This window comes from Parasphingorhabdus sp., assembly GCF_039982395.1.
Taxonomy (GTDB): domain Bacteria; phylum Pseudomonadota; class Alphaproteobacteria; order Sphingomonadales; family Sphingomonadaceae; genus Parasphingorhabdus.
This window is the reverse complement of sequence record NZ_JBDWYO010000002.1, coordinates 98,534-112,317: the sequence shown is the minus strand read 5'-3', so window position 1 is coordinate 112,317 and position 13,784 is coordinate 98,534. Positions and strand designations below refer to the sequence as shown.

The 13,784-nt window shown below is 53.1% G+C and carries 13 protein-coding genes; 10 read left to right on the top strand and 3 right to left on the bottom strand.

The features are described 5' to 3' along the window. Window positions 1-69: 69 nt before the first annotated feature. A complete protein-coding gene (locus tag ABJV08_RS06205) occupies window positions 70-858 on the top strand; it encodes a hypothetical protein (protein WP_348036853.1) in 789 nt (262 codons plus the stop codon). Here ABJV08_RS06205 and ABJV08_RS06200 read toward each other — a convergent pair. Continuing rightward, a complete protein-coding gene (locus tag ABJV08_RS06200; RefSeq protein WP_348036851.1) occupies window positions 855-1,616 on the bottom strand; it encodes a hypothetical protein in 762 nt (253 codons plus the stop codon). The genes ABJV08_RS06205 and ABJV08_RS06200 overlap by 4 nt on opposite strands. Before the next feature lie 70 nt (window positions 1,617-1,686). Between ABJV08_RS06200 and ABJV08_RS06195 the strand changes: the two genes are divergently transcribed. Next, window positions 1,687-3,099 (top strand): NAD(P)/FAD-dependent oxidoreductase, encoded by a 1,413-nt coding sequence (locus ABJV08_RS06195; RefSeq protein WP_348036849.1) that lies wholly within the window; start codon window positions 1,687-1,689, stop codon window positions 3,097-3,099. Window positions 3,100-3,137: 38 nt separating this feature from the next. Beyond that, window positions 3,138-3,905 (top strand): alpha/beta fold hydrolase, encoded by a 768-nt coding sequence (locus tag ABJV08_RS06190; protein WP_348036847.1) that lies wholly within the window; start codon window positions 3,138-3,140, stop codon window positions 3,903-3,905. Window positions 3,906-3,978: 73 nt separating this feature from the next. On the opposite strand, the gene ABJV08_RS06185 is transcribed toward ABJV08_RS06190, so the two are convergent. Continuing rightward, a complete protein-coding gene (locus tag ABJV08_RS06185) occupies window positions 3,979-6,423 on the bottom strand; it encodes a TonB-dependent receptor (protein WP_348036845.1) in 2,445 nt (814 codons plus the stop codon). A gap of 279 nt (window positions 6,424-6,702) precedes the next feature. Here ABJV08_RS06185 and ABJV08_RS06180 point away from each other — a divergent pair, with 279 nt between their 5' ends. The 7 genes from ABJV08_RS06180 (at window position 6,703) to ABJV08_RS06150 (ending at window position 12,216) form a co-directional block, all read left to right on the top strand. Next, window positions 6,703-7,008 (top strand): DUF1330 domain-containing protein, encoded by a 306-nt coding sequence (locus ABJV08_RS06180; protein WP_348036843.1) that lies wholly within the window; start codon window positions 6,703-6,705, stop codon window positions 7,006-7,008. Beyond that, complete coding sequence (locus ABJV08_RS06175) at window positions 7,001-7,474, top strand: VOC family protein (protein ID WP_348036841.1); 474 nt, start codon at window positions 7,001-7,003, stop codon at window positions 7,472-7,474. Before ABJV08_RS06180 ends, ABJV08_RS06175 begins: the two co-directional genes overlap by 8 nt. Further along, complete coding sequence (locus ABJV08_RS06170) at window positions 7,475-8,563, top strand: NADP-dependent oxidoreductase (RefSeq protein WP_348036839.1); 1,089 nt, start codon at window positions 7,475-7,477, stop codon at window positions 8,561-8,563. A 10-nt stretch (window positions 8,564-8,573) separates the two neighbouring features. After that, a complete protein-coding gene (locus ABJV08_RS06165) occupies window positions 8,574-9,026 on the top strand; it encodes a VOC family protein (RefSeq protein ID WP_348036837.1) in 453 nt (150 codons plus the stop codon). Next, window positions 9,023-10,369, top strand: a complete 1,347-nt coding sequence (locus ABJV08_RS06160) for an MFS transporter (RefSeq protein ID WP_348036835.1) — start codon at window positions 9,023-9,025, stop codon at window positions 10,367-10,369. The genes ABJV08_RS06165 and ABJV08_RS06160 overlap by 4 nt, the downstream gene beginning before the upstream one ends. Further along, window positions 10,366-11,175, top strand: coding sequence for an alpha/beta hydrolase (locus ABJV08_RS06155; RefSeq protein WP_348036833.1), 810 nt, complete (start codon window positions 10,366-10,368; stop codon window positions 11,173-11,175). The genes ABJV08_RS06160 and ABJV08_RS06155 overlap by 4 nt, the downstream gene beginning before the upstream one ends. A 132-nt stretch (window positions 11,176-11,307) precedes the next feature. Beyond that, on the top strand, window positions 11,308-12,216 hold the full coding sequence (locus ABJV08_RS06150; protein ID WP_348053431.1) for a DUF1838 family protein: 909 nt from the start codon (window positions 11,308-11,310) through the stop codon (window positions 12,214-12,216). A 90-nt stretch (window positions 12,217-12,306) separates the two neighbouring features. Here the strand turns inward: ABJV08_RS06150 and ABJV08_RS06145 are convergent, their stop codons facing one another. Then, window positions 12,307-13,707 carry an aldehyde dehydrogenase gene (locus ABJV08_RS06145; protein ID WP_348053429.1) on the bottom strand — a complete coding sequence of 467 codons (1,401 nt, stop codon included), beginning with the start codon at window positions 13,705-13,707 and terminating at the stop codon, window positions 12,307-12,309. Window positions 13,708-13,784 lie beyond the last annotated feature (77 nt).

Genomic DNA, 13,784 nt, shown 5'->3' with positions numbered 1-13,784 from the left:
ATTCTAGCTATTGCCTAACCACTTCAATCGTCTAGAGTTGTCCGGACAAATTTTAGAAGGATCGAGAATATGTTGCAGGGATTGGTGCTGGTTCCAGCGATGGGCGCTATCGCTGCCCCAAATATGCCCCCAGATGTAGCCGATCTTTTGCCGGGCACATTCAGCAACGAAGAACAGGTATATTTTGACAAGGATGCGGGCCGCAAAGCGGCGCCGTGGATGTCATTGCGGATCTCGATTGATGACGGCAATCTTATGCTTGAGCAAATTGATGCAAAGGGCAAAGCCATTGTAGATGCTCAGGAAATTGCCGTTAGCAACACCGGAAAGCGCAGTTTGATATCGGTTGGCCATTGTGGCCGCTATTTTGATCGCACCGAAGGCGGCTGGACCTATAGCGCAATGCAGAATCGAATGGCGTGCCAACAAGCGTTTCAGATCATTGCGATCACACGTGAGAGCATCACACTGCAGTTGAATAACGGAACGGAAACAATTTTGAAACGGGCGCGTCCGGTGACTTGCTGGGCCGCCATTCCCAAAAGCAAAGCAAAGGAAGACGGTGATACGGATTGGCTGTTTTCGAAGGATCTGAAGCTGCATGATCAGGGCGGCCGTGTTACAGTCGGCGGCGGCGACAGCGGAGCCGAGGCCGTAACATTGAGAATGCGCGCGGTCCATTGGCCCCCGCCAAGCACCAATCGACCCAGCATGGTGCTCTATATCCACAAGGACGATCCGGATCGTGCGGCAAGCTATAGCTGGGCCGACATTGACGCCAGCCGGGTAGGATTGAACCTCCGATGGATGCAGGCAAGTTGTACGATCGAGGGCGCGGAACGCGTCTCTGGAGACTAGCGGCCAGGCGGTGCAAACAGCTTCTGGTCCAAATCCTCGTTGACCTTCGTCTCGGTCCAGAACACTTCATTCGATTTGCGTCCGTCATAATATAGTGTGACATGGCGTGCTTGCAGCCAGCGCGGATTGTCCAGTTCGACAAAATCGTCATAGGTCCGGAAATGCCAACCCCTAGACGTGCGGAAGCCCATCGTGCGGATGGCGTGGTTGTCTTGATCGACACCAAATAGGGTTTTTCCACCCGATGGATCCACCAGTTCAACCATATATAGATCATGTTTCCCGATTTTGTCATTGGCGAGACGACTTGTCACAAACCCTGGTTTTCCGGCCTGGCGAATGATTCCAAAACCAAAATTGCTTGCCCAAAATGCGTCGGCCTCCGCCTTGGGTGTGATGCCGCGTTCGGTCCAAGTTGTCTTGCCGTCGAAACCGACTTCAAATATCCTTTCGCCTTTGGATTGTGCAATGATCCGAACCTTGCCATTGGCACCATGAGCATCATTGCGCTCAGGATCAAATATGCGCCACATCCGATAGTCATTGGCGATTGAACGCGGCAGATGGCCTTTGTTGCCGTAGAAAATAGCGTGCCCTGACAAAGTCAGCGACCGGGCATTGGCCCAACCATCCCCGCCTGCCGCCTCTCTCGCCAACGCTAGAATGTCTTCACCAGTCAGATCAGATTGTCCGCGAACATCCTCAACAGGAAAAACGATCGCCATTGCGATCAAGGCTAAGAACCATAGCTTTTGCATCAGTGGATCACCTCATTTGTCCGGACAAATTATACTTGCCTCCTGGAGCAATATATTGTCAATTCCCCTTATGGAAAAACCTGTCGCGCATCCAATAAGCCGCCGCGCCTTTGTCGGGGGAATGAGCGCATCATTGATCTCCTGCGCGGCACCCCGTCGTACTTGGAGCAAAACCAGCGCCGACGTGATTGTCATCGGAGCCGGGCTGGCCGGGCTCCATGCTGCCAGCCTGATTGAGAAGGCCGGTTACAAGGCGATTGTGCTGGAGGGTTCGGACCGCATTGGCGGACGGCTTTATACACTGGATGATCTTCCCGGAACGCCCGATGCCGGAGGTATCCAGGTAGGCGCGGGATATCGGCGCTTTCATGAAATTGCGGATAGATTGGGCGTCGAGCGCTACATCCCGCCCGCATCTCCGCGCGGGGCGCTCTATAACATTCTGGGACGCTCGTTGACGGCAGATCAGTGGGCGACGGCCCCGGAAAATAGGCTTAGCAATAAAGAAAGGCGTCATCTACCCGACCAATTGCTCCGGTCTTATCTGGGCGGCCTGCCCAAATTTTCCAATGTTGCTGACTGGTTGAAGTCTGAAACAGGCGCGATAGATGTTTCGTTGAGGGAATATTTATCGGCACAGGGGGCTTCACCCGAAGCCATGCGGCTGATTGATGCCAATTTGAATGGCAACAGCCTTGATCAGCAATCCGCGCTGCATATCGCCCGCACGTTGGCGATTTTCAGGTCTAGTAATGGACCAACGCGCTATGTCCGCGGGGGCTCTCAAAGAATGACCGATGCCATGGCCTCGGCGTTACGCTCTGACATCATTCTAGGCAGCAATGTACTTGCCATGGAGCATGAGGACGATGGCGTTGAAATCAGCCTCGCTAACCGCCAAAAATATGGGGCGCATCATGTTATCTGCACCGCTCCTTTCTCGACCTTACGAAGCGTCCAGATTGAAGCAGAACTTCCGGTAGCGATGCGCAATATGATCTCGGGCCTACCATATACAAGGGCGAGCTTTGCTTATGTTGCCGCCAAAGAACCGTTTTGGAAATCCGATGGCATGCCCGAAACAATCTGGAGCGACGATCCCATGCTCGGTCGGGTTTTCGTGCTCGGCGACGAGCCCGCAATGCTAAAGGTTTGGCTCAACGGGCCCAGCGCTGATCTGATCGATAATATGGACCCGGCAGCAGCAGGCGCCACGATCATTCAAAAGATTGAAAAGGCGCGACCCTCAGCGAAAGGCAAGCTTCGGTTGGTCCGAATTTTTAGTTGGCAGAAGAATAGCTTTGCGCGCGGAATCTACCATCATATCGGCACTGGACAAGGGGCAATGTTGGCAGAAGCGGCGCGCTATTCCGGCCAGAGAATTCACTTCGCGGGCGAACATATGGCGCAAGAAAGCTCAGGTATGGAGGGCGCACTGGAGAGCGGAGAGCGCGTCGCTGATCATGTGCTTCGCAATTTATAGGGATCGAGGCAAGAAGAGTGTCAAATGAAAATCTTCTCATGCCAGCGACAACGGATGCTTCCAAGGAACACTCAGGGCGCACCTATATACTCGTCCATGGTGCCTGGCACGGAGGCTGGTGTTGGAGAGACATATGCAAGCCCCTAGAAAACATGGGACATCGCGTGTTTACGCCAACTCTGACCGGGCTGGCGGACCGGAAACATCTCTTGTCCGCGCAAGTTGGCCTGAGCACGCATATAGCGGATATCACCAATCTGATTGACCAACATGACCTCAAAGAAATCACCTTGGTCGGGCACAGCTATGGAGGGATGGTCATCACGGGGGTTGCCGATGCTTTGAAGGAACGGCTCCGCCACATCGTCTATCTTGACGCTGCGCTTCCCAAAGATGGCCAGTCGATGATTACGCAGGGGCCAGAGCGCAGTCCTGATATATTAGCGAATACCGAGCAGGGACTGCGCGCTTTGGTGGCCGATGGCATCGCGATGAGTTCACTCTTGCCCGAAATGTTGGGAATCCCTGAAGATCATCCCAGCTATGATTGGGTGTCTCAGAATATGAGTCCCCATCCGTTAAAGTCTTGGCTCGATCCCATAGACTTGCCCAATGGCGGATCAAATGGATTGTCCAGAACATACATCCATTGCACTGACCCTGTCCTGCAAAATGCGAGTTTCGCATGGCACGCCGAACAGGTTCAAGCGAACGAACAATGGCAATATCACGCTTTGGAAACAGGCCATGAGGCGATGATCACCGCACCAGCCGAATTGCTATCGATTCTGACCAATATCAGTTAAACTCTCGTATGAAGCACACGCAAATAGAAAGCCCGCCACCCAGAGGGCGACGGGCTTTTGAATTGGATTGATCTTAGTATTTTGCGGTCAATACCACGCCAATGCGCCGTCCAGGCCGCAAGCCCGATGCAAAGCTTCGTTTGAAGCTGGCATCGGCATCTGCATAACGGATGATTTGTGCCACAGAGTCTTCATTAAACAGGTTCTTCACATAGCCCTGGATCTTGAAATTCTCGTTTTCAAACCCAAGCCGGACATCAGCGACAGCTGATCCTCCGGTTTTGGCTAGATTGTGGACCTGTGCAAAGCTGCTGGAAATCATCGTGACATTGGCGCCGGCAAAAACTTTCCAGCCGCTGTCTCCAATATCCGTACGATAATCAACATCGGCGAAGAACTGATGGACAGGAGCCCGAGGGATACGCTTGCCTTCGATCGAACCAAATAGTGATTGGCAACCAGCAGACGCCGGGAATTGATCTCCGGTTGAGCAGTTCACCAACCCATCATCTGCAACGTCATCAAGAACACCCTGATTCTCGTCTACTCCGTTTTTGAACTTCGAATCCGCCATCGAATAATTGGCGGTAAATGTGAAGTTCCGACTTGGGCGTGCGATCAGCTCCAGTTCCAGTCCGTCTACGCGAGCATCCCCGGCATTTACGATCGAACTGATCCGGTTGGGTGGCAGGAATACCGTCTGGGTCAACTGATAACCGGTGATTTCATTGTGGAACAACGCCAGATTTGCCGTCAAAGCACCGTCCAGAAACTGGTTCTTGATCCCTATTTCATAGGCGTCCACTTCTTCCTCGTTAAAGGTTGGCTGCCCGGCATTGATAGCAAGCACACCATTGAACCCGCCCGGTTTTTGACCCTGCGCGAAAGAGGCATAGATCAGGTTATCCGGAGACACTTGATAGTCCATCAATATACGCGGCGTGAATTTTTTGAATTTTGCCCTGGCAACAACCGGGATTGGCACCGGATCACCTACATTTCGGCTGATCGCAGACTGGTTGATCGTTTCTTCCGAATAGCGACCCTCCACACTGATGGTGAAATTATCAAAAATCTCAGCGCTTGCAGAACCGAAGAGAGCCCAGTTCTGAATATCCAAGCTGTTCGAGTTCCTTGGCACCGAAACCACACCGGCTGATGCAGGAGAGGTTAGGAAGCTGAAAAAGCAGCCCCGGGCCGGCGAGCAGAGTTGCGCATTTCGCGCATTGGAATTGGCCAGTGCCCGAGCATTGGCATCCGCCGGAAGCGTCCTGATGTCCCGGCTATCGTCGGTCTGGTCAAAATAATAACCGCCTACCATGAAATCGAACCGGTCGCCGTCATATGCGAGGCGAATTTCCTGCGAAATATCTTCGGTCTTGCCTGCGTTGGCAAATGAGAAGTCGGTTGGTGGACCATTGACAATCCCCAGGCCAACTGGGCCCGCAGGGAAGGTTGCAAAGGTCGAAGCCTGGAAACTGGTCGGCGCATAATCACCATCTGTTTCCGTCCGGTCGGTGACACGGTTGTAACCAGTCAGCGACGTCAATGTAACCTGATCGTTTATTTCATAGTCCATCCGCAGGCTGGCATTGAAAGTTTTAATATTCAGGCCAACGTCGGCGCCATTATTCGCGAATTGCCGCGTATAGTCGGTGTTGATCTGGCCCGGCTGGATGGTGCCACAGAAATAACGGCCTGCACCTCCATAAAAACCGCCATTGTCGAACAGGCAATTATTGTCGCCTACGCTGGTTGCGAAAATCGCAGGCTGTCCATCGTCGGTGCGATTATAATATGTCCGGATCTGAGCGGTAAAGGGCCCTCCGTCATCATAGGCGAAACCGCCCGAGAATGAGTAGGACTTCTGTTTGCCGACTTTGTTGCCATCAAAAAGGTTGGTATATTCACCGCCAAATTTATAGTAGCGGGCAGACGCAAAGGCCGTGATGGAATCCGTCACTGGCCCGCGCACATTGGCGTTGATATCGAACCGATTATGTTCTGAAATGTCGGCCGAGATCGAACCTGTGAGGCGATCTGCATTGGTTTTCGATATGATGTTGATTGCACCGGAATAGGTGTTCCGTCCATAAAGCGCGCTCTGTGGCCCCTTCACGACTTCAATCCGTTCAATATTGTCGACGGCATAATCACCGACTGATCCACTGAAATATATGCCGTCAATGAACACAGCGACGCCCGAGTCGCCCAATATATTGGCTTGGCCCCGAATCACCGGTCGGTTTGCGTCGCGTCCGAAACTATCATCAAAGGTCAGCCCTGCGGTCACTTTTGAGATGTCGGACACGCTATCCAACGCCAGATTTTCAATCGATGCAGAACTGACCACGGCGATAGCAGCCGGTACTTCCTGCAGGTTTTCCGAAACCTTGCGTGCGGTAACGACAATGACATTCGAGTCTTCTGCGCCTTCGCCAGAAACGGGTTGCGCAAAAGCCGATACTGGCGCGGATGCTGCTGCGGCCATAAGCAAATATTTGTAAGAAAATTTCATAAATTTAGTCCTCCCTGAAACCAGCACGGCTGATTTTCATTCCTCCATTCACAAAGTCTCACCGTCTCAATAATTTGTCCAGACAAATTTTTCACTAGACTGTCGATGGCGCCGGACTGTCACAAATTTGCAACGGGCAATTTGACAGTCAAAAAACGATTTTCAAGCTGGGCTCTTGAACAACAATATAGATTAAACATATGATATTTATATATAAATTAAGCATTGCATTACGAGGCAATGCGCTTAATTTGTCCGGACAACTTAAGGAGCTTTACTATGCCCGCCTATATGATCGTGACGGCAAAGATCAACGACAGAGACGCTTTTATCGCCGGATATGGTGCCGCAGCAGGCGCGCTCGTCGACAAATTCGGAGGCAAATATGTTCTACGCGGTCCAGGAACGGAGCTTCTGGAAGGTGATTTTGGTGACGGTGCTTCAATGGTGATTTCAGAATGGCCAGACAAGGCGGCGGCAAGAGCTTTTTGGGACAGTCCGGAATATCAGGAAGTGAAGAAATTGCGTGACGGCTGTGCGGAATGCCAAGTGCTTCTCATCGAAAGCCCCAAAATCAATGACTGACATCATCAAACGCACAACGCTGATGGTTCGCAATGGCGACAGCGCCTCTCATTGGTATGAGACCGTGTTCGGCATGACAAAATGGATGGACACACCCTTCACATTGTCCGGTACCCAACTGGCCGCTGGGAAAAAGGGTGATCAGACTCGCCTGATCATTCTCAAATGCAAAGATGATCTGATCGGTATGATCGGGTTGTTGGAGTGGCTTGACCCCAAACAGGATGCGCCCAAGGAGCTTCCAACCGAAATCCAATTTGGCACTCCGGTTTTTGTGGTGGCATCTGAGGATGCGAAAGGTGCCGTCGAACGGGCGAGAAAGCTAGGCTCCCGAATCCACTGCGAACCCCATGATTGGCAAGTCACCGGCGCAGATGGAAAAAAGAAAGATATGATTGGCTGTTCCTTCTGGGATCTCGATGGCTATTTCTTCGAGGTCAACCAGGTCGTGAAGGTTCATGAATAAGTGACAACAGACAAGCTGACGGCCTTTGACGCTCTCGCTGCGGACAAGCGGATTGACGACAGCGCCAACTATCAATGGCGGGTCGCGGCGCGGCCCGTGGGCAATGTCTTACCCGATGACTTCGACTGGACGGTGACAGATATACCTGAACCAGAAGATGGGGAGGTCCTTCTCAAGACCCACTATCTTGGACTGGCGCCCGTCATGCGCTTCTATATGCAAGGCACCGGAGCGGCCGGCGAGCGTGTGCTGCAGCCGGGCGACGTGATTCACGGCCGCGGCGTTGCGCAAATCGTCAAGTCTCGCCATCCGGATTGGCGCGAAGGACAGATGGTTCAAGGCCAATTGGGTTGGCAAACCTACAAGACTTCGAAGATGACGGCGCAGGAAAAATTCTTCGCTATGCCTGATAACGGCCTGCCGGCAGCTCTGGGGTCTGGCGTTTTGGGTATGACCGGATTGTCAGCCCATGCGGGGCTATTCTCCTGCGGCACCCCCCGCAAGGGTGATCGGATGGTGCTCTCCGGCGCGGCCGGTGGAGTTGGCTCCATGGTCAGCCAGATGGCCAGCAATATTATGGACTGCGATGTTGTGGGCATGGCTGGTGGCCCGGAAAAATGCGCCTTCATTCTGCAGCATGGCTGTTCCCGTGCGATCGATTATAAATCCGAAAACATCGAACAACGGCTGGATGAGCTGCTGCCCGACGGCATTGACCTCTATTTTGACAATGTCGGCGGCGAGACGCTGGAGGCCTGCCTCGAACGGCTTCGCCTCCACAGCCGCGTCATATTGTGCGGCTCGATCAGCGAATATACCCGCAAAGACCCATTCGCCCTTTCCAACTACACCCGTCTGCGCGCCACCGAAACGAGGATGCAGGGCTTTTTCGTCTACAACCATCTCCAGAATTGGGAGAAGGTGATGGATGATCTAGCGGGATGGATACATGATGGCAGATTAAAACCTGTACAGGACATAGAAGACGGCTTCCAGAACATGCCGCGCGCGCTAGCGAATCTCTATTACGGCCGGAATGTTGGAGTACAATGCTGCTCTGTTCGCGGCGAACCGTTGGAATGGAAGTAAGGAAAATGACATGACCGAAACACAGCCAGTACGATTTCAGCGCGCGAATTTCGTTGTTGAGGATATTGACAAGGCCCTGACGTTATATCGAGACGTTCTTGGTTTTGAAGTTACGTTTCGCAAAGGACACAATCCAGAGAGCTATTCCATCCCCGTGTTTGAAATTCCCGATGGCGCGGAGCTTGATTTTGTAATTCTTTCGTTGCCGGGCCAACCACGAGTCATGGCCCTGTCCGGAATCAAAAACGTGCCACTCGCGCCGGTCCCCCATCCCCGGCGCAGCGCAATCGTGCTGGATGTCGCGGACCCGGACAAAGCAATGGCGGACAGCGCTGCGCTGGGACTGAAAGTATATGAAGAAGGTCGTCTTGAAACGCATGATGGCCGCATCGGGCGCGAAATCGGCATTGTGGATTTTGATGATAATCTTATCGTTATCTACCGCATTGCAGACGCACTATGATGGACAGCAAAACCGCGACAGAGCGCCCTTCGGAAAAACCTTATCCCAGTGCCACGGCCGGATGGTTTCTGGTGGTTATGCTGACCATTGCCTATATTTTCAGCTTTGTAGATCGCTATATTCTTGGTCTACTGATCGAACCGATCAAAGCCGAATTTGATCTGTCCGATCGCTCGATTGGCTGGCTGCTGAGCGCTTTCACGCTCGTCTATGGCTTTGTCGGTATATTCATGGGTTGGCTGATCGACCGCGGCAAGCGCATCTGGATTGTGTCCATCGGGGTCGCCTTGTGGTCGATGGCAACCATCGCGACCGGCACCGCCAAGAATTTCGTCCAATTGTTTGCGGCCCGCATGGGTGTGGGCGTCGGAGAAGCGACCCTTAGTCCGGCAACTTTCTCTATGATTGGCGATAGCTTTCCGACGGAGAAACGCGGCAAACCAATTGCCTTTTACTCCTCAGCCCTACCGATCGGCGCAGGCCTTGCCTCGTTGTTGAGTGGTGCAATCATCGCATGGACATCCGCCGGTGGCACCCAGTCCCTGCCCTTCTTCGGTGAGCTGTCGCCTTGGCGCTTCACCTTGATAATCGTCGGTTTACCGGGCCTGGTTTTTGCGCTTTTCTTCCTGCTTATGAAAGAACCAGCGCGGCGACCAGCCGCCGCCACAGCAGATGTTATCAGCGGCAGTGGCTTTACCGATGCGATACAATATATCTGGCGCAACAGGCTTCTATACCTCGGCTTTTTGCTGTTGATCGGCACGATGACCACGATCGCCTATAGCCAGGGATTCCTCGCACCGACCTTTGAACGAACCTGGGGCTGGTCGCCGCAAAAATATGCATTTGTCAACGGAGTCGCCTTGCTCGTCATCGGTCCGGCAAACATGCTTCTCATGGGAACCATTTCCGATTGGTGGACCAAGAAGGGAGTCAAGGATGCATCTTTACGGCTACTCTACATCGGCTTTTTAATCATGGTCCCGACCGCATCCATTCCTCTCTTCATGCCGACAGCAGAGCTTGCTTTTGCGATCCTGTGTATCAACACTGTCGGTATCGGGATTGTGTCAGCCATCGGCATAACGGCATTGCTCGTCATTACACCTGCGCAAGTTCGCGGGCAGATTGTAGCAATATATTATCTCTCGATTAGCTGGTTTGGTTCATTGGGTCCGATTGTCGTCGGCGAATTGTCTAGCAGCGTCTTCGGCGAAGAAAATATCCGCTATGCAGTCGCCGCCGTTCCTTTTATTTTCGGTTTCATTCCGTTTCTGATGATGCCGCTCACTCGCCGCCTCTATCGCGCGCAGATTGACCGGTTGAGAGATTCAACCGAATGATCCGCAAGGGATATACGGACGGCCCATTTGGCCAGATTCACTGGCGCATGAAGGAACCGGCGCAAACGCCGTCTCAACCGGACCTCTATTGTCTCCACCCAGCACCATTTAGCGGCCTGGCCTTCACCACGATCATGCCCTTCCTGGCGCAAGACCGTCGCGTGATCGCACCAGATTTCCCAGGTCATGGCGGTTCCGATATTTTCACCGCCAAACCATCAGTCGCTGAATATGCTGAAGCCATGCGCGCGGTGGTAGCGGATCAATCACACACGGCGCCCATAGACATTATCGGTTTTCATACAGGCAATCTGGTGGCCGTTGAAATGGCGTGCGAGACCGCCAGCTCTATACGCAAGTTGGCGCTCGTGGATATTCCCGCATTCGATCCTGAAGACCGCGCCAAATTCTTGTCGTCTGCGGCCCAGCCATTTGCCATCACCCCAGAACTTCATTGCCTTGAAGCACCCTGGGATCGGGGCATGACCAAAAGGCTCGCAAGTCAGGGGCCTGACAGAAGTTTCGAAATATTTGTGGAGCAGCTGCGCCACGGACAGCATATGAACGCAGCCTTCCATGCTGCTTTTTCTTATGATGTTGAAATCCGGTTGCCATTGGTGCTTTGCCCGACGCTGATATTGGCCACCCAGTCCATGTTGTTGGACGCGACCAGGCGCGGTGCCGGATTGATGCCCACTGCTCGCTTGGTCGAAAGACTCGACATCAAGCGCGCGGTGCTCGACGAGGCGGCGGGGGCAACCGCAGCAGAAATCATGTGTTTTCTGGATGGGAAAGACACCGAATAGCCCGAGAAAAGGTCACTTTTTTAAGCTTCCTGCAAAATTGCAACATTGCCTCTTCACAATTTGTCCGGACAAATCTAAGGTCACCCCATATTGGCATTCAGGTGCAAACCTGATCGACTGGAGGATAGTGAAATGAAGCGACGTTTGACCGGTGGACTATTTACAGCAACAATCTTGGCAGCCTTAGCGACTAGTCCCGCAGCCGCTCGGACACTGGACCCCAACAAGGCTGAAGATGCATTGGAAATTTCTAAGCGTGTCCAATGTGGCGTCGCGGATGGCGTTCCAGCAATTTATCACTGGTCCGGAAAAGTCTATTCGCGAGTTCAAGGTGAGCCCGACCGCCACCTGTTCAATGGCGAGGGCATGAACATTCGCCAATGCGTTCGCATCGAAGACCCCAAGCGCGGGGTTGGCTATCGCCAAGTCAGCAAAGAGGTGATGTTCTATCTTGATCCCAAAACCAATGAGGTACTCAGAACGTGGGAGAATCCCTGGTCCGGTGAAACGGTTAAGGTCATGCAAATTGCCAATGATCCGGTGAACAGTCGCCCCAACTACCCCTATTCTGCCGATGGCAAGCCACACCGGATTTCAACGCTACGCCGTCAGGGAAAATGGCTGTTCATGCCATTTGAAGTCCCGCTCTTTTATCACAATGTTCTAGCAGGTGATTATCAAGATTACGTCGGCAACAAATATCATGCGATGGAAATTTTTGACTTTGCTATGCTTGCAGATGAAATTCTCGACACGAAAAATCCAACGGCTTATCCGACGATTAGCTGGGTTCGTATTTCTGACTGGATGCCGTGGATGAAGATGCGCGGCCGTCAGGGACAAATGGTGTTCAATGCCATGGGTGCAAAACTAAAGCATTACGATGAACTACCTGCGGTCATTAAGGACGAGATTGCTCTCAATTATCCTGATTATACCACCCCGCCTCCCGGTGACGATCCGCGTCCCAACGATACGACCTGGACGGTATTCAAACGGATGATCGATGCGGAGCGTGCGGCGGAGAAAGAGAAGAAATAGGAATTTGTTGCGGTAACTAGATCCATTTCTGAATTCCACCTTACACCGTTTCGCCCATCCTTTCAGGAGAGAGTATCGGAATGAGTTGGCTCAAATCGGATAGTGGCCGGGCTCCGTTTCCATTGTGATCCACCGCAATTCCGTGAAGGCCTCGATTCCGGCTTTCCCCCCGAAACGGCCATAGCCAGATGCGCCTACACCGCCAAAAGGCATTTGCGCTTCGTCATGCACCGTGGGTCCATTGATGTGGCAAATGCCGGAGTGGATTTGTTTCGCGACCCTCAGGCCGCGCGCTGTGTCCTTGGTAAAGACAGCTGCGGAAAGGCCGTATTCGCTATCATTGGCCAGCTCGATTGCATGGGCTTCGTCACGGGCACGGACAATACCAACAACTGGGCCAAAACTCTCGTCGCGAAAAAGCTTCATATCCTGCGTGACATAATCGACCAAATGCGCCGACATCACCACATTGAGGCTCGTTTCGCCACCAACCAATAGCTTTGCCCCTTTGTCCACCGCATCTTCAATCAGGTTGAGGCAGTGGGCAACCGTCTGGGTATCAACAACGGCACCGAGCGGGGTATTGCCATCGCGCGGATCGCCCGCCGGCATTGATTCCACTTTTTCAGCAAACTTCTGAGCAAAGGCGTCCGCCACCGCATCGACCACTATGATCCGTTCGGTCGACATGCAAATCTGCCCCTGATTCATATAGGCGCCAAAGGCTGCAGCCTTAACCGCTTCATCCAAATCAGCATCCTCGAGCACCACAAGCGGAGCCTTGCCGCCAAGCTCCAACAAACATGGTTTGAGATGTTCTGCTGCGCGTTTTGCGATAATCTTGCCAACTGTCGTGGAGCCTGTGAAATTGATTCGCTTAACCTGCGGCAAATCGATTAGGCCGCCGACGATTTCGGCCGCATCCTGCGGCGCATTGCTAACGACATTAACCGTACCCGCGGGAAATCCAGCCTCCAAAAATGCATCGATAATCAGGCCGTGAGTTTGCGGGCAAAGCTCGCTTGCCTTGAGGATTACTGCATTGCCGCAAGCCAGCGGCACAGCAATTGCTCTGACGCCCAAAATGATCGGCGCATTCCACGGCGCAATGCCCAAGATCACACCCACCGGCTCACGCAACGCCATGGCAACGCAGCCCGGCTTGTCGGAGGGGATGACTTCGCCGGAAATTTGGGTCGTGATCGCCGCAGCCTCGCGCACCATCCCGACCGCAAGGCCGTGATTGAACATCGCCCAGCCCGGCGTGGCACCAATTTCTGCCGCCATTGCCGCGACAAAGTCCTGTTGTTTAGCCTCTAGCGCATCAGCCGCCTTCATGAGCACGGCGCGGCGGGCATTGGGGCCCATGCCCGACCATATGGCAAAGCCTTCTTGCGCACGACTGCCGATGGCATCCAGATCGGAAACCTGCATGGCTGGGGCTGTAGAAGCCACATCACCGGTTAGGGGATTGCATCGTTCAAATTCCATTGGACCTCTCCTATTGCTATTGATCATAGCACTTCCAATTGCTATGATCAATAGCAATCAAGTCAATATATTGGTGG